Annotated in this window: 14 protein-coding genes and 1 tRNA gene; 11 read left to right on the top strand and 4 right to left on the bottom strand. The window is 69.1% G+C overall.

All coding sequences use genetic code 11. The features are described 5' to 3' along the window. Positions 1–18: 18 nt before the first annotated feature. From desA to J8M50_RS09020, 5 genes are read left to right on the top strand one after another with little or no spacing between them, the layout of a single operon-like run. Positions 19–1,461: a lysine decarboxylase DesA gene (gene desA, locus J8M50_RS09040; RefSeq protein WP_010350200.1), complete on the top strand. Its 1,443-nt coding sequence runs from the start codon at positions 19–21 to the stop codon at positions 1,459–1,461. Then, positions 1,445–2,713: a lysine N(6)-hydroxylase/L-ornithine N(5)-oxygenase family protein gene (locus tag J8M50_RS09035; RefSeq protein ID WP_010350201.1), complete on the top strand. Its 1,269-nt coding sequence runs from the start codon at positions 1,445–1,447 to the stop codon at positions 2,711–2,713. Before desA ends, J8M50_RS09035 begins: the two co-directional genes overlap by 17 nt. After that, a complete protein-coding gene (locus J8M50_RS09030) occupies positions 2,710–3,246 on the top strand; it encodes a GNAT family N-acetyltransferase (RefSeq protein WP_010350202.1) in 537 nt (178 codons plus the stop codon). The genes J8M50_RS09035 and J8M50_RS09030 overlap by 4 nt, the downstream gene beginning before the upstream one ends. Continuing rightward, positions 3,243–5,009 carry an IucA/IucC family protein gene (locus tag J8M50_RS09025; RefSeq protein ID WP_010350203.1) on the top strand — a complete coding sequence of 589 codons (1,767 nt, stop codon included), beginning with the start codon at positions 3,243–3,245 and terminating at the stop codon, positions 5,007–5,009. The genes J8M50_RS09030 and J8M50_RS09025 overlap by 4 nt, the downstream gene beginning before the upstream one ends. Before the next feature lie 14 nt (positions 5,010–5,023). Beyond that, on the top strand, positions 5,024–5,896 hold the full coding sequence (locus J8M50_RS09020) for a DUF4429 domain-containing protein (RefSeq protein WP_010350204.1): 873 nt from the start codon (positions 5,024–5,026) through the stop codon (positions 5,894–5,896). Between the two features lie 92 nt (positions 5,897–5,988). Here the strand turns inward: J8M50_RS09020 and J8M50_RS09015 are convergent, their stop codons facing one another. Next, on the bottom strand, positions 5,989–7,554 hold the full coding sequence (locus J8M50_RS09015; protein ID WP_010350205.1) for a purple acid phosphatase family protein: 1,566 nt from the start codon (positions 7,552–7,554) through the stop codon (positions 5,989–5,991). A gap of 199 nt (positions 7,555–7,753) precedes the next feature. Between J8M50_RS09015 and J8M50_RS09010 the strand changes: the two genes are divergently transcribed. Further along, entirely contained in the window at positions 7,754–8,011 is a 258-nt protein-coding gene (locus J8M50_RS09010; protein WP_010350206.1) for a hypothetical protein, read from the top strand. 41 nt (positions 8,012–8,052) lie between these two features. Continuing rightward, entirely contained in the window at positions 8,053–9,870 is a 1,818-nt protein-coding gene (glmS, locus tag J8M50_RS09005) for a glutamine--fructose-6-phosphate transaminase (isomerizing) (protein WP_010350207.1), read from the top strand. Between the two features lie 104 nt (positions 9,871–9,974). On the opposite strand, the gene J8M50_RS09000 is transcribed toward glmS, so the two are convergent. Together J8M50_RS09000 and J8M50_RS08995 are read right to left on the bottom strand one after the other, a co-directional pair. After that, complete coding sequence (locus J8M50_RS09000; protein WP_010350208.1) at positions 9,975–10,550, bottom strand: GPR1/FUN34/YaaH family transporter; 576 nt, start codon at positions 10,548–10,550, stop codon at positions 9,975–9,977. A gap of 149 nt (positions 10,551–10,699) precedes the next feature. Next, complete coding sequence (locus tag J8M50_RS08995; RefSeq protein ID WP_010350209.1) at positions 10,700–11,227, bottom strand: universal stress protein; 528 nt, start codon at positions 11,225–11,227, stop codon at positions 10,700–10,702. A gap of 335 nt (positions 11,228–11,562) precedes the next feature. On the opposite strand from J8M50_RS08995, the gene J8M50_RS08990 reads away from it, so the two are divergent. The 4 genes from J8M50_RS08990 to J8M50_RS08975 all read left to right on the top strand — a co-directional run bounded on the left by J8M50_RS08990 (position 11,563) and on the right by J8M50_RS08975 (position 14,472). Further along, a complete protein-coding gene (locus J8M50_RS08990; RefSeq protein ID WP_010350210.1) occupies positions 11,563–11,898 on the top strand; it encodes a hypothetical protein in 336 nt (111 codons plus the stop codon). Between the two features lie 377 nt (positions 11,899–12,275). Continuing rightward, the gene (locus tag J8M50_RS08985; protein WP_010350211.1) at positions 12,276–13,523 is read left to right on the top strand and encodes a helix-turn-helix domain-containing protein; all 1,248 of its coding nucleotides are present in this window, start codon (positions 12,276–12,278) and stop codon (positions 13,521–13,523) included. Between the two features lie 164 nt (positions 13,524–13,687). Next, on the top strand, positions 13,688–14,290 hold the full coding sequence (orn, locus tag J8M50_RS08980; RefSeq protein WP_010350212.1) for an oligoribonuclease: 603 nt from the start codon (positions 13,688–13,690) through the stop codon (positions 14,288–14,290). Between the two features lie 109 nt (positions 14,291–14,399). Continuing rightward, positions 14,400–14,472: transfer RNA gene (locus tag J8M50_RS08975), tRNA-His, on the top strand. Between the two features lie 40 nt (positions 14,473–14,512). Here J8M50_RS08975 and J8M50_RS08970 read toward each other — a convergent pair. Then, positions 14,513–15,304 carry a serine/threonine-protein kinase gene (locus J8M50_RS08970; protein ID WP_010350213.1) on the bottom strand — a complete coding sequence of 264 codons (792 nt, stop codon included), beginning with the start codon at positions 15,302–15,304 and terminating at the stop codon, positions 14,513–14,515. Positions 15,305–15,353: the final 49 nt, after the last annotated feature.

Here is a 15,353-nt window from a genome sequence, read left to right as displayed (position 1 = left end):
TCCCCCGGAGGACCCCGCATGCGCTCGCACCTGCTCAACGACACGACCGCGGAGCAGTACCGCCGCTCCGTGACCGACGGAGTGGCGCGGGTGGCCGCCAGACTCGCCGCCACCGACCGTCCGTTCACCGGCGTCACGGCCGACGCCCTCGCCCCCCGCATCGAGCGGATCGACCTCGACAGGCCGCTGTACGACACGACGGCGGTCCTCGACGAGCTGGAGGAGGTCTACCTCCGGGACGCGGTCTACTTCCACCACCCCCGCTACCTCGCCCACCTCAACTGCCCGGTCGTCATACCGGCGGTGCTCGGCGAGGCGGTCCTGAGCGCGGTCAACTCCTCGCTGGACACGTGGGACCAGTCGGCGGGCGGCACGCTGATCGAGCGGAAACTGATCGACTGGACGACCGAGCGCATCGGCCTCGGCCCGTCGGCGGACGGCGTCTTCACCTCCGGCGGCACCCAGTCCAACCTCCAGGCGCTGCTGCTGGCCCGCGAGGAGGCCAAGACCGACTCCCTGGCGAAACTGCGCGTCTTCGCCTCCGAGGTCAGCCACTTCAGCGTGAAGAAGTCCGCCAAACTCCTGGGCCTGCCCACCGATTCGGTCGTCCCGATCCCCGTCGACCACGACAAGCGGATGCAGACGGTGGCCCTGGCACGGGAGTTGGAGCGCTGCGCAGCCGCCGGCCTGACCCCGATGGCCGTCGTCGCCACCGCCGGCACCACCGACTTCGGCTCCATCGACCCGCTCCCCGAGATCGCCGAACTCTGTGCCCAGTACGGGACTTGGCTGCACGTGGACGCGGCGTACGGCTGCGGCCTGCTCGCCAGCCGCAAGTACCGGCACCGCATCGACGGCATCGAGCGCGCGGACTCCGTCACCGTCGACTACCACAAGTCCTTCTTCCAGCCGGTGAGTTCGTCGGCCGTCCTGGTCCGCGACGCGGCGACCCTGCGCCACGCGACCTACCACGCCGAGTACTTGAACCCGCGCCGGATGGTGCAGGAGCGCATCCCGAACCAGGTCGACAAGTCCCTCCAGACGACCCGCCGCTTCGACGCGCTCAAGCTGTGGATGACGTTGCGCACGATGGGTTCGGACGGCATCGGCGAACTCTTCGACGAGGTCTGCGACTTGGCCGTCGAGGGCTGGCAACTCCTCGCCGCCGACCCGCGTTTCGACGTCGTCGTGGAGCCCTCGCTGTCCACGCTGGTGTTCCGCTACATCCCGGCGGCGGTCACCGACCCCTCGGAGATCGACCGCGCCAACCTGTACGCCCGCAAGGCCCTGTTCGCGTCCGGTGCCGCGGTCGTCGCGGGCACGAAGGTCGGCAACCGGCACTACCTGAAGTTCACCCTGCTCAACCCCGAGACCACGGCGGACGACATCACCGCCGTCCTCGACCTGATCGCCGGCCACGCCGAGCAGTACCTGGGAGAGCCCCTTGACCGCGCTTCCTGACACCACGTACGACTTCGTGGGGATCGGCCTCGGCCCCTTCAACCTCGGCCTCGCCTGCCTGACCGAGCCGATCGCCGAACTCGACGGCGTCTTCCTGGAGTCGAAGCCCGACTTCGCGTGGCACGCGGGCATGTTCCTCGACGGCGCCCACCTCCAGACCCCGTTCCTGTCGGACCTGGTCACCCTCGCCGACCCCACCTCGCCCTACTCCTTCCTCAACTACCTGAAGGAGAAAGGCCGGTTGTACCCGTTCTACATCCGCGAGAACTTCTATCCGCTGCGGGTGGAGTACGACGACTACTGCCGCTGGGCCGCGGGCAAGCTGACCAGCGTGCGCTTCTCGACGACGGTCGAGGAGGTCACGTACGACGACGAGGTGTACGTCGTGAGGACCACGACCGGTGACACCTACCGCGCCCGCAGGCTGGTCCTCGGCACCGGCACCCAGCCGTACCACCCGCCGGCCGTCCAGGGGCTCGGCGGCGACTTCCTCCACAACTCCCGTTACGTGCAGAGCCGTTCGGAGCTGGTGAAGAAGGAGTCGATCACGCTGGTCGGCTCGGGCCAGTCCGCCGCCGAGATCTACTACGACCTCCTGAGCGAGATCGACGTCCACGGCTACCGGCTGAACTGGGTGACGCGCTCGCCGCGCTTCTTCCCCCTCGAATACACCAAGCTGACGCTGGAGTTGACCTCCCCGGAGTACATCGACTACTTCCGCGCGCTGCCCGAGGCCACCCGCTACCGGCTCGCGTCCCAGCAGAAGGGGCTGTTCAAGGGCATCGACGGCGAGCTGATCGACCAGATCTTCGACCTGCTCTACCGGAAGAACCTCGGCGGCCCCGTCCCCACCCGGCTGCTCACCAACTCCTCGCTGAACAGCGCCACTTACGACAGCGGCAGCTACACCCTGGGCTTCCGCCAGGAGGAGCAGGGCAAGGACTTCGAGCTGACGACCGAGGGCCTGATCCTCGCGACCGGGTACGCCTACACCGAGCCGGAGTTCCTCGCGCCGGTCCGCGACCGGCTGCTCTACGACTCCCACGGCAACTTCGACATCGCCCGCAACTACGCGATCGACACGACGGGCCGGGGCGTCTTCCTCCAGAACGCTGGCGTGCACACGCACAGCGTCACCTCCCCCGACCTGGGGATGGGGGCGTACCGCAACAGCTGCATCATCGCGGAGCTGCTGGGCCGGGAGTACTACCCGGTGGAGAAGACCATCGCGTTCCAGGAGTTCGCGATATGAACTTCACCTTCCGCCCGGTCGACCCCCTCACCGACTCCGAGCTCCTGCACTCCTGGCTGACCCACCCCAAGGCGGCCTACTGGATGATGCTGGACGCGAAACTGGAAGACATCGAGCGCGCCTACATGGCGGTCGCCGCCGACGAACACCAGCAAGCGTTCCTCGGCCTGGAACACGGCGTCCCCGCCTTCGTGATGGAGCGCTACGACCCCGTCCACCGCGAACTGCCGGGCCTGTACGACCCGTTGCCCGGCGACGTCGGCATGCACTTCCTCACCCCCGCGACCGACACCCCCCGCAGCGGCTTCACCCTGGCCGTCATCACCGCCGTCATGGCCCACCTCTTCGCGGACCCGGCGGTCGCACGGGTCGTCGTCGAGCCGGACGTGTCCAACACCGCCGTCCACGCCCTGAACGAAGCCGTCGGATTCGTCGCCGAGCGCGAGATCCAGAAGCCGGAGAAGACAGCGTTGCTGAGTTTCTGCACCCGCGAACAGTTCCTCGCGAAGCGCCCGGCGGCGGTGACCGCATGAGCCTCGCCGACTCCGTGGCCCACCTCTCCCCCGACCACTGGGAGAAGGCCAACCGCCGGCTGATCCGCAAGGCCCTCGCCGAGTTCGCGCACGAGCGCCTCCTCAACCCCGAGGAGCGGGACGGGAGTTACACGGTCCGCAGCGACGACGGCCAGACCGTCTACCGCTTCACGGCCGTCCGCCGCGCCCTCGACCACTGGCAGGTCGACGCGGACTCGATCACCCGCACCCGCGACGACGCCCAACTCCCCCTGGCCGCCCTGGACTTCTTCATCGAGCTGAAGGACACCCTCGGCCTCAGCGACAAGGTCCTCCCGGTCTACCTGGAGGAGATCTCCTCCACCCTCTCCGGCACCTGCTACAAGCTCACGAAGCCTCAACTCACCTCCGCCGAACTGATCGACGCCGGTTTCCAGGCGATCGAGACCGGCATGACCGAGGGCCACCCCTGCTTCGTCGCCAACAACGGCCGGCTCGGCTTCGGCGTCCACGACTACCTCGCGTACGCCCCGGAGACCGCGAACCCGGTCCGCCTGGTCTGGCTCGCCGCCCACCGCTCGCGCGCCGCGTTCACGGCAGGCGCCGGCATCGAGTACGAGTCGTTCGTACGGCGGGAGTTGGGCGGGGAGACCGTCGACCGGTTCGAGGCGCGCCTGCGTGAACTCGGCCACGACCCCGCCGAGTTCCTCCTCATCCCGGTCCACCCGTGGCAGTGGTGGAACAAGCTCGCGGTGACGTTCGCGGCGGAGGTCGCGCGCGGGACGCTCGTACCGCTCGGCGAGGGCGACGACGCGTACCTGGCCCAGCAGTCGATCCGCACCTTCTTCAACAGCTCCCACCCCGAGAAGCACTACGTCAAGACGGCGCTGTCGGTCCTCAACATGGGCTTCATGCGCGGGCTGTCGGCCGCATACATGGAGGCGACCCCGGCCATCAACGACTGGCTCGCCCAACTGATCGACAACGACCCGGTGTTGAAGGAGTCCGGCCTGTCGATCATCCGGGAGCGCGCCGCCGTCGGCTACCGCCACCTGGAGTACGAGGCGGCGACGGACCGCTTCTCGCCGTACCGCAAGATGCTCGCCGCGCTCTGGCGGGAGAGCCCCGTCTCCGCGCTCCAGGAGGGCGAACAGCTCGCCACGATGGCCTCGTTGATCCATGTGGACCACGAAGGCCGGTCGCTGGCCGCCGAGTTGATCGAGCGGTCGGGCCTGGCACCCGCCGCGTGGCTGAGGCGCTACCTGGACGCCTACTACACGCCGCTGCTGCACTCCTTCTACGCCTACGACCTGGTGTTCATGCCGCACGGCGAGAACACGATCCTGGTACTGAAGGACGGCGTCGTGCAGCGGGCGGTCTACAAGGACATCGCCGAGGAGATCGCCGTCATGGACCCGGACGCGGTGCTGCCGCCCGAGGTCCGGCGGATCGCCGTCGAGGTCCCCGAGGACAAGAAGCTGCTGTCGCTCTTCACGGACGTCTACGACTGCTTCTTCCGCTTCCTCGCCTCCGACCTCGCCGCCGAAGGCGTCCTCACCGAGGGCGAGTTCTGGCGGACGGTCGCGGAGACGACCCGCTCCTACCAGGAGGAGCACCCCGAACTCGCCGAGAAATTCCGGCAGTACGACCTGTTCGCCCCCGAGTTCGCGCGCTCCTGCCTCAACCGGCTCCAGCTGCGCGACAACGAGCAGATGGTCGACCTGGCCGACCCGGCGGGCGCCCTCCAGCTGATCGGTACCCTGAAGAATCCCGTCGCCTTCTGATGGACAATCATGGCATGGCGGAAATCATCCAGAAGGACGGCACCTGGGTCTTCGACGGCGACCGGCTGAGGCTGACGCCGGGACACGACAAGAACGTCAGCCCGCTCCGCAAGGAACTGGGTGAACTCACCGTCCCCCTGGAGGCGTTGGCCGGTGTCTCCTTCGAACAGGGCAAGAAGAACGGCCGGTTGAGACTGCGCCTGCGCGACGGCGCCGACCCCCTGCTGCTGGCCACCGCGGGGCGGCTCACCGAACCCCACGACCCCTATCAACTCGTCGTCGAGTCCGACCGCTACGGCGTCGCCGAGTACGTGGTCGACGAGGTCCGCAACGCGCTGCTCCTGGAGCAGATACCGGGCACCCCGGTGGACGCGTTCCTGCTGGCGGGTCCCGCCGTACCGCTCTCGGTGTCCGCCGGGGACGGCAGCGCGAGCTTCGACGGGGACACCGTACGGCTGGAGTGGAACTGGAAGACCGAGGACGCCAAGTCGGCTGCCGGGGCACGACAGTTGGCGATCGGCGACATCCTCGGCGTGGAGTGGCTGCCGGCCGCCGGGCTGGAGAACGGGCATCTGCGCTTCACGGTCCGGGGCGCGGCCACGAAGGCGCCGCCGAAGTACGACCCCAACTCGGTGGAGCTGTGGGGGTTCAAGAAGGACCCGCTGATGGCGCTGGTCGCGGCGGCGGTCCAGGCACGGCTCCCGCATCCGGCGGCGGAGCCCGTCACCGCCGTACCGGCCGCCGAGGCAACTCCCGTACCGGCGAGCGGAGATGACCACGACGCGCTGCTGCGGCGGCTGCGCGAACTCGGGGAGCTGCACCGGGACGGGGTGCTGACGGACGACGAGTTCACGATGGCCAAACAGGCCGTCCTCAAACGCCTTTGACGCCCCGGAACGCGAAGTGGGCTGCCCTCGACCAGCTTTGAGGACAGCCCGACATCAACTCACCTGTACGCCCTGCCTTCTGGGCGCACGGTTCACTTCGCGCGCCGCGCCACCGTGAAGTGGTCGACCTGCTCACCGGTCTCGGCGATCCCGCGCACGGTCAGCGTCGCCGTACGCCCCTTGGCGGCCGGGGTGACGTCGACGCGCAGGAACGAGTAGTCGAGGTAGCGCACACGCGACCAGGTGACCGTCTCATTCACCTTGCCGTCCTTGGTGTTGATGAAGGAGGCGACGGAGTCGACCTCGTTCTCGTGGCCCTCGTACGACAGCGGCGCGGTGAACGCGTACAGGCTGCGGCCCGCCGCGCCCGCCGTGACGTAGACGACGCCGTCGGTCTCGGGGTACGCCGTACCGCCGATCGGGAGCTTCTTGGTGACCGCGCCCTTCTTGATGACGTCGGTGCGCTCGTACTGGTGGTTGTGGCCGTTGATGACCAAATCGACCGTGTACTTCTCGAACAGCGGCACCCACTCCTGCCGGACCCCGCCCTCGGAGGCGTGCGCGGTGGAGGTGCAGTAGGCGCAGTGGTGGAAGAAGACGACGACGAAGTCGATGTCCTTCGACGCGCGGTACTTCTTGAGCTGCGTCTCCAGCCATTTGGTCTGAGTCCCCCCGGAGATACCGAGGTTGGCGGGGATCTCGAACGAAATGTCGTTGGCGTCGAGGGAGATGATCGCCGTGTTGCCGTAGGTGAAGGTGTAGACGCCCGGCAGGTTCTTCTTGTCGGGGCCGTTGTCGGGGAGGTTCCAGCGGGCCTCCTCGCCGCCGTAACCGTTGGGCGAGTACCAGGCCTCCATGTCGTGGTTGCCGTAAGCCGGCATCCACGGAACGGACTTGGCGACCGACTCGGTCTGCGCGAGGAACTGGTCCCACACGCGCGAGTCGAAGCCGGTGTCCCCGGTCTTGCCGGCGCCGGTCGGGTCGGCGTACGCGATGTCGCCCGCGTGCAGGTGGAAGGCCGGATTCTGGCCCAGGAGAAGGGAGTTGTTGGCGAGGCCGTGGTAGCTGACGCCCTCGTCGCCGAACGCGGTGAAGGTGAACGGCGCCTTGTGCGCGGGCGCGGTGGTGAACGTGCCGAGCGTGCCCAGGAGATGGGGCGCGGCCGGGTCGAAGCCGGCGTGGCCGACGCCGTAGTAGTACGTCTTGCCGGGGCGCAGGTGGGTCAGCTTGGCGTGCAGGTAGTACTGGGTGTGGTTGCCGCTCGCGCCGACGCCGGCCGGCGTGAAGAGCGTGCGGACCTCGGCCTCGATCTTGCGGGAGAGGTCCCAGGGGTGGGCGCCGATGCGGATGTACGGCTTCTTGACGGCGACCGGGACCTGCCAGGAGACGGTGATCTCGGTGCGGGGGTCGTTGCCGTAGGCGAGGTGGCGGCCGAAGGGGGCGACGAGGGAGCCGTCGACCTTCTCGGCGGCCGGCTTCGGGGAGTGGGTGCGGGGCGCGGCCTGGGCGACGGCGCCCGGCACGAAGACGCCGCCGGCGACGGCGCCGAGGGTCACGGCGCCGCCTCTGACCATCGACCGGCGGGAGAACTTGGCGCGCAGGTACTCGTGCTGCTCCGCCATCGTCATGCGGGCGGCGAGCTGCTCGGGTACGCCCATGCGAGGAGTGTCCATGAGGTCTGAAATTGGTCGTTCCGGACGACGCCTGACAAGACGCCGAATGGACGATTTACGAACAAGGGCTCATGAGACCTTCAACACCGTCCCAAGAGTTTCCCTCCCGGGTTTCCCGCAGGGCCGTGCCCGATAGCGGGCAGATTTCTTGCGAAAGACGCCCTTGTCCCTCAGGATCTACCGGGTGCACGACGAACTCGTTGATCATCTGACGCGGTCCACGCCCCTCCAGCGGGGCGAGGCGCTGCGGGTGATCCAGGACGTGCTCGCCTACTTCGACGAGACGACGGAGGACTACGTCCGCCGCCGCCACCGGGAGCTCCAGGCGCAGGGCCTGGTGAACGCGGAGATCTTCGAGCGGATCGAGGCGGAACTGAAGTACAGGGCGGTCGCCCCGCCGGAGCTCTCGCTCCGGCAGCTCCGGCGGATCGTCTACGGGTAGTCACTCTCAGGAGTGACTCGGACCATGAGGACCTTTTACGTATGTGCGGAATTGTCGGATACATCGGCAAGCGTGATGTGGCCCCCCTCCTCCTTGAGGGTCTCCAGCGGCTGGAGTACCGGGGGTACGACTCGGCGGGCATCGTCGTGTCCTCCCCGAAGTCGGCCGGTCTGAAGGTCGTCAAGGCCAAGGGCCGCGTCCGTGACCTGGAGGCGAAGGTCCCGGCGCGCTTCAAGGGCACGACCGGCATCGCGCACACCCGCTGGGCCACCCACGGCGCCCCCTCCGACGTGAACGCGCACCCGCACCTGTCGGCCGACCTGAAGGTCGCCGTCGTCCACAACGGCATCATCGACAACGCCTCCGACCTGCGGCGCAAGCTGGAGGCGGACGGCATCGAGTTCCTCTCCGAGACCGACACCGAGGTCCTCACCCACCTGATCGCCCGCTCGCAGGCCGAGAAGCTGGAGGACAAGGTCCGCGACGCGCTGCGCCTCGTCGAGGGCACGTACGGCATCGCCGTCATGCACGCCGACTTCCCCGACCGCATCGTCGTCGCCCGCAACGGCTCCCCGGTCGTCCTCGGCATCGGCGAGAAGGAGATGTTCGTCGCCTCGGACATCGCCGCGCTGGTCGCGCATACCCGTCAGGTAGTAACGCTGGACGACGGCGAGATGGCCACGCTGAAGGCGGACGACTTCCGTACGTACACCACGGAGGGGACCCGTACTACTTCGGAGCCGACCACGGTCGAGTGGGAGGCCGCCTCCTACGACATGGGTGGCCACGACACCTACATGCACAAGGAGATCCACGAGCAGGCGGACGCCGTGGACCGCGTCCTGCGCGGCCGGATCGACGACCGCTTCTCCACCGTCCACCTCGGCGGCCTCAACCTCGACGCGCGCGAGGCCCGGCAGATCCGGCGCGTGAAGATCCTCGGCTGCGGCACCTCGTACCACGCGGGCATGATCGGCGCCCAGATGATCGAGGAGCTGGCCCGCATCCCCGCCGACGCCGAGCCGGCCTCCGAGTTCCGCTACCGCAACGCCGTCGTCGACCCCGACACCCTGTACATCGCCGTCTCCCAGTCCGGTGAGACGTACGACGTCCTCGCGGCCGTCCAGGAGCTGAAGCGCAAGGGCGCGCGCGTCCTCGGCGTCGTCAACGTCGTCGGCTCGGCGATCGCCCGCGAGGCGGACGGCGGGATGTACGTCCACGCCGGTCCCGAGGTCTGCGTCGTGTCGACGAAGTGCTTCACGAACATGACGGTCGCGTTCGCGCTGCTCGCGCTGCACCTGGGCCGTACGCGTGACCTCTCGGTGCGCGACGGCAAGCGGATCATCGCGGGGCTGCGCAAACTCCCGGGCCAGATCGCGGAGATCATGGCGAACGAGGCCGAGTACGAGAAGCTGGCGGCCGAGTTGGCGGAGGCACGCTCGATGCTGTTCATCGGGCGCGTGCGGGGCTACCCCGTCGCCCGTGAGGCATCCCTGAAGCTCAAGGAGGTCTCCTACATCCACGCCGAGGCCTACCCCGCCTCGGAGTTGAAGCACGGGCCCCTCGCGCTCATCGAGCCCGCCCTCCCGACGGTCGCCATCGTCCCCGACGACGACCTGCTGGAGAAGAACCGCGCCGCGCTGGAGGAGATCAAGGCCCGCAGCGGCCGGATCATCGCCGTCGCGCACCGCGAGCAGGAGAAGGCCGACCGCACGATCGTCGTCCCGAAGAACGAGGACGAGCTGGACCCGATCCTGATGGGCATCCCGCTCCAACTCCTCGCGTACTACACGGCGAAGGCGCTGGGCCGTGACATCGACAAGCCGCGCAACCTCGCGAAGTCGGTGACGGTCGAGTAGTTCTCGCTCCCGCTACAACGGAACGGGTCCCCGGTGATGCCACCTTCACCGGGGACCCGTTCATGTGTGCCGGGGAAGCCCAACTCCCCGGCTGCGGCTGCCATTTAGCCGGTGGCCGTCACCCCCCGGCCGGCAGCGCGTCCACGTCGGGGCAGGGCGGTGGGCCAGTGGGCCAGGGCCGCTGTCGCGGCGTACCAGGCGACCGCGCCCGCCGCGACGGCGAACCAACCGCCCACCTTGGCAAGGGAGTCGGGGCCCCACAGCCGCGCGACGGCCATCAGGACCAGCGCGACGAGGAACAACCCGTAGGTCCCCTGGGTGAGTTGGTCCCCGCCGGAGACGGTCAGGGACAGGGCGATGAGCGCGAACAGCAGCAGGAACAACCCGGCCCCGTTGTCGGAGACCTGGTTCCCGGCGGACACGGCCCAGGTGAACCAGAACGCCCCGACGGCCACGAACCCGGTCCCGTTCAGGGTGTCGTGGTCCCGGAAGGCGAAGAGTCCGGCGACGAAGAGAGTGACTCCGCCGACGTAGTGGGCGACGGAGACGGCGTCGGCCGCCGAGACCCCGTCGATGACATCGGCGTACCCGAGCCCGAAGGCCAACAGGGTGACGGCGAGGGCGAGTCGGCCGGCGATCGTTGAGGTGCCTGTGATTCCCGCAGGGACGTCGTTGGCCACGGCGGGGCTCCCTTCAAGCATGTGCAGTTGTGCGGTGTGCGATATATGCCCTTCACCAAGGCACGAACACCTCTACGCGCCGGTAGGGTTCACGCCCGCACAAAAGCCTGACCTCAGCAGTCACCCGTCCCTCAAAAGGCTTACGGGTACTACGGGATGACGACCACGGGCCGCTGCGCGCGCTTCGCGAGCCGCCCCGCGACGGAGCCGAAGATCCGGCCCACGATGCCGTGCGTGGAGCCGACGACGATCGCGTCCGCCTCGTACTCCCGCCCCACCTCTTCGAGTTCGTGGCAGATGTCGCCGCCGCGCTCGACGAGGATCCACGGCACCTCGGACAGGTACTCCGCACAGGCGAGTTCGAGGCCGAGGACCTCCGTGCGGTGGTCCGGGACGTCGACGAAGACCGGGGGCTCGCAGCCCGCCCACACGGTCGTGGGCAGCCGGTTGGCGACGTGGACGATGATCAGACCCGAGCCGGAGCGGTGGGCCATGCCGATGGCGTACGCGAGGGCCCGCTCGCTCGACGTGGAGCCGTCGAAGCCGACGACCACGCCGTGCTTGAAGGCGGGATCGCAGAGGGGGCGTGCGTCTTCCGCCGCCAGGGGCTCGGCCGCCGTTGGGTCGGCGACGGGCCGCTTGCGGTCTGCGGGTTCGAAGAATTCGTGACCGGCCATGGCTGTCTCGGCGAATCGATCCTTGTGATGGGAGGGCGACAGGAGCGGCGGAGCTGTTGTCCGGGAATCATCTTCCCAACCCCATACCCCCAAGGGTACGGCGGCACGCCTCCGCAGCCCATATCCCGTGCCCTACCGGTGGGGGGTTCCAGGGAGCATGCACGAGGTGGCGCCCGTAACGCAATGGTTGCTGCCCCGTGCAGGCGGTTTGCACAGGATTCGCTGACGCGGCGCCTACACCCGAGTGACCGACCGGTCGAACGGGCGTTGAACCCGGTGCCCGACCGCACCGCCGACCACCCCGCCGACCGCCTCCGGGAGTCAGGAAGCCCACCGTGCCCGTACCCCGTAGTACCTCCGAGGGACCCCCGGGATCCCCCGAGGACCGGACGACCGATCTCATCCGCTGGGCGGTCTTCTCCTGTCTGCTCGTACCCGTAGTACTCCTTTGGTACGGCACCTCGCTCGGCGGCACCGCCGGCACCGCGCTGGGGCTGGCCGCCGTGACGGCCGTGTGCCGGGTGCTGCTGCGGCAGTCGGAGCGCTGCGAGGCGCGCGTGCTCGCCGAGGAACGCGCGCCGCACCCGCACCACCACAGGCGCCCCGCGCATGCGGGCGCGGGCGCGCACCGAGGCGGACGTCACACCGGGGGAGGCTCACCGGTCGGCTGACCGGTTTCCGCGCACAACCACATCGCTTTTCAGCCAACTTCCCGCACCTGTGCATCAGCTGGTCCGAACACCCCCCACCCCCCGTTTGACCTGCACGGAAAGGGTCTCAGGGCCCCCCTGCACCCTACGCAGATTAGCCACTGCCACGAGGCGCACTTCCCTGCACGTCCTCGTAGTGCAACGCTTCGTGATCGAATGCTTCACGCCAAGTTGCCATGTCGACAATGCGCCGGGTGGAGAACTGGCCACCGCGGCACGACGCGACACAGTAGATTCGATCTTGACTGTCTACGGCGGGGGACTCGTGCAGGACCGAGGGGAAACGTGCAGGAGCGACACAACCGAGGAGCCGCGACCACCGAGGGGGGCTTAGCAGGATGAGCCACGACTCCACTGCCGCGCCGGAAACCGCTGCCCGGAAGCTTTCCGGGCGCCGCCGCAAGGAGATCGTCGCGGTGCTGCTGTTCAGCGGCGGCCCCATATTCGAGAGTTCCATACCGCTGTCGGTGTTCGGCATCGACCGCCAGGACGCCGGCGTACCGCGCTACCGCTTGCTGGTGTGCGCCGGTGAGGACGGCCCGCTGCGGACCACAGGGGGCCTGGAACTCACCGCGCCACACGGCCTGGAGGCGATCTCCCGCGCCGGGACGGTCGTCGTACCGGCCTGGCGCTCGATCACCGCGCCACCGCCCGAGGAGGCGCTCGACGCGCTGCGCCGGGCGCACGAGGAGGGGGCCCGCATCGTCGGGCTCTGCACGGGCGCCTTCGTGCTGGCAGCCGCAGGGCTGCTGGACGGCCGTCCGGCGACCACCCACTGGATGTACGCGCCGACCCTGGCGAAACGTTATCCGTCGGTGCACGTCGATCCGAGAGAGCTGTTCGTCGACGACGGCGACGTCCTCACGTCCGCCGGTACGGCGGCCGGGATCGACCTGTGCCTGCACATCGTGCGCACGGACCACGGCAACGAGGCGGCCGGCGCGCTGGCCCGCAGGCTTGTCGTCCCGCCGCGCCGCTCGGGCGGTCAGGAGCGCTACCTCGACCGGTCTTTACCAGAGGAGATCGGGGCCGACCCGCTCGCCGAGGTCGTCTCCTGGGCGCTGGAACACCTCCACGAACAGTTCGACGTGGAGACGCTCGCCGCGCGCGCGTACATGAGCCGGCGCACGTTCGACCGCCGGTTCCGCTCGCTGACCGGCAGTGCGCCGCTCCAGTGGCTGATCACCCAGCGGGTGCTTCAGGCGCAGCGGCTGCTGGAGACGTCCGACTACTCGGTGGACGAGGTCGCGGGGCGCTGCGGCTTCCGTTCGCCGGTGGCGCTGCGCGGGCACTTCCGCCGGCAGCTCGGGTCGTCGCCGGCCGCCTACCGGGCCGCGTACCGGGCCCGCCGGCCGCAGAGCGAACGCCAGTTGGACAGTGATCCGACACCGGCCCCGCTGGGTCCGCCGTCCCCGGGGATGCACTCCGAGGCGCCGGTCCCGCTCCAGGCCCGCCGTACGGCGTCCGTCGGCTCCTCCGCGTCCGGGCTCTCCCCGGACCACGCGGTCTCCCGCGATCGGGACCGGGACCGGGACCCGTACGCCACCGCCCGCGCGGCCCTGCCGGGGCAGCGCAGCGGAGGCTGACCATACCGATCGGTCGACCGGTCGACGTCCGGCCCGGAGGGGGTAACCCTTCCGGGTCGGGCATCTGCGGTGCCGTACCTCTGGGGTCGTACCCGTGTACTACCGGGGAGCTACCCCAGGTCGCGGTACACCCGATCGGTGGATGTCAGCCTTAGGGTGGACGCATGAACGATCGCATGGTGTGGATCGACTGCGAGATGACCGGCCTCTCGCTGTCCGACGACGCGCTCATCGAGGTTGCCGCCCTCGTCACCGACTCCGAGCTGAACGTGCTCGGCGAGGGGGTCGACATCGTCGTCCGCCCGCCGGACGCGGCGCTGGAGACGATGCCGGACGTGGTGCGTCAGATGCACACCTCGTCCGGGCTCCTCGACGAACTCGCGGGCGGTACGACGCTGGCCGACGCGGAGGCGCAGGTCCTCGCGTACGTCCGCGAGCACGTGAAGGAGCCCGGGAAGGCGCCGCTGTGCGGCAACTCCGTCGGCACGGACCGCGGCTTCCTCGCCCGGGACATGGCCGCGCTGGAGTCCTACCTCCACTACCGCATCGTCGACGTGTCCTCCGTCAAGGAACTCGCGCGGCGCTGGTACCCCCGCGCCTACTTCAACAGCCCGGAGAAGAACGGCAACCACCGCGCCCTGGCCGACATCCGCGAGTCCATCGCGGAGCTGCGCTACTACCGCGACGCGATCTTCGTCCCCCAGCCCGGCCCCGACTCCGACACCGCGAAGTCCATCGCGGCGCGGCACGTACTGCCCGCGAGCTAGGTCCGCAGGTCACCCGGAAGGGGTGCCGTGAAACCCGTGCGCGAGCACCCCTTCGGACCCTGTACACTTTTCTCAGCCGGTCGGAAAGAAACAAACAGTGCCGGTCATGGTGGGTGTAGCTCAGCTGGTAGAGCACCTGGTTGTGGTCCAGGATGCCGCGGGTTCAAGTCCCGTCACTCACCCTGAAGTACTAAGGGCCGATCCGCTCAGGCGGGTCGGCCCTTAGTCGTACTCCCCCTCTACGAGGGTCTCGCGCCAGGCATCCGCCAACTCCCGTACGCCCGCGAACCGCTCCCCCGGCCTCTCCCTCGTCGCCCGTTCCACCACCGCGTACTGGTCCGCCGTTCCCCTCCACCCGCGTTCGTCGTCCCCCGCGTCCAGCAGCAGCCGTACGGCTCTTCCGAGTACGTGGACCGTCGTCCGGCTGTCGATCCTGGCGCCCCGGCGCCACTCCTCGGGCGCCATGAAGCGGCGGGAGCCGGGGAGGCGGTCGGTGTCGAGGCGGAAGGGGGACGGGCGGTACTCGTCCAGGTCGATGAGGTGGAGGGTCGCGCGGGGGAAGTCGTAGAGAAGGGCGCCGTCGTAGAAGTCGACGGGTTGCCAGCCCGCCGACTCCACGGCGAGGTGGGCGTCCAGGAGGGTGTCCAGCGCGCGGTGGATCTCCGGGAGCGGCAACCGGCGGAAGCGGGCGCGGTGTTCGGGGTCGTGGAGCAGGTCGCCGTCCCGCCACGGCATCACCACCGCCGGGCCCAGCCGGTGGAGTTGGGGCACGATCGCGGGATGCCGCACGGCCCGGTGGAAGCGCCAGGCACGGTCCAGGGTGCCGTACGCCTCGGGCGCCGTCGGGGCCTTCACGAACCAGCGCTCACCACTTGGGAGGCGTACCCCGTAGGAGGTACACCCCGAGTCCTGCTCCGGGGCGGCGAAGCGCCGGAAGACCTCACCGATACCTGAGAGGTAGCTCTCCAGGGGGACGGGGGTGTCGTCGATGTCCAGGAGGGGGTGCGGGGGCATGGCGGGGAGTGTCGCAGGGCCTCGGTGACGGCGTCCATCGAGAAACTGC

The organism is Streptomyces acidiscabies (genome assembly GCF_020010905.1).
In the GTDB taxonomy this organism is placed as follows: domain Bacteria; phylum Actinomycetota; class Actinomycetes; order Streptomycetales; family Streptomycetaceae; genus Streptomyces; species Streptomyces acidiscabies.
This window is presented reverse-complemented; position numbering and strand designations above follow the sequence as displayed.

Bases quoted from the DNA above. Each gene is read 5' to 3' on its own strand.
- desA (WP_010350200.1), top strand. From the start codon at position 19: ATGCGCTCGCACCTGCTCAACGACACGACCGCGGAGCAGTACCGCCGC.
- J8M50_RS09030 (WP_010350202.1), top strand. From the start codon at position 2,710: ATGAACTTCACCTTCCGCCCGGTCGACCCCCTCACCGACTCCGAGCTC.
- J8M50_RS09025 (WP_010350203.1), top strand. From the start codon at position 3,243: ATGAGCCTCGCCGACTCCGTGGCCCACCTCTCCCCCGACCACTGGGAG.
- J8M50_RS09020 (WP_010350204.1), top strand. From the start codon at position 5,024: ATGGCGGAAATCATCCAGAAGGACGGCACCTGGGTCTTCGACGGCGAC.
- J8M50_RS09015 (WP_010350205.1), bottom strand. From the start codon at position 7,554: ATGGGCGTACCCGAGCAGCTCGCCGCCCGCATGACGATGGCGGAGCAG.
- glmS (WP_010350207.1), top strand. From the start codon at position 8,053: ATGTGCGGAATTGTCGGATACATCGGCAAGCGTGATGTGGCCCCCCTC.
- J8M50_RS08995 (WP_010350209.1), bottom strand. From the start codon at position 11,227: ATGGCCGGTCACGAATTCTTCGAACCCGCAGACCGCAAGCGGCCCGTC.
- J8M50_RS08985 (WP_010350211.1), top strand. From the start codon at position 12,276: ATGAGCCACGACTCCACTGCCGCGCCGGAAACCGCTGCCCGGAAGCTT.
- orn (WP_010350212.1), top strand. From the start codon at position 13,688: ATGAACGATCGCATGGTGTGGATCGACTGCGAGATGACCGGCCTCTCG.
- J8M50_RS08970 (WP_010350213.1), bottom strand. From the start codon at position 15,304: ATGCCCCCGCACCCCCTCCTGGACATCGACGACACCCCCGTCCCCCTG.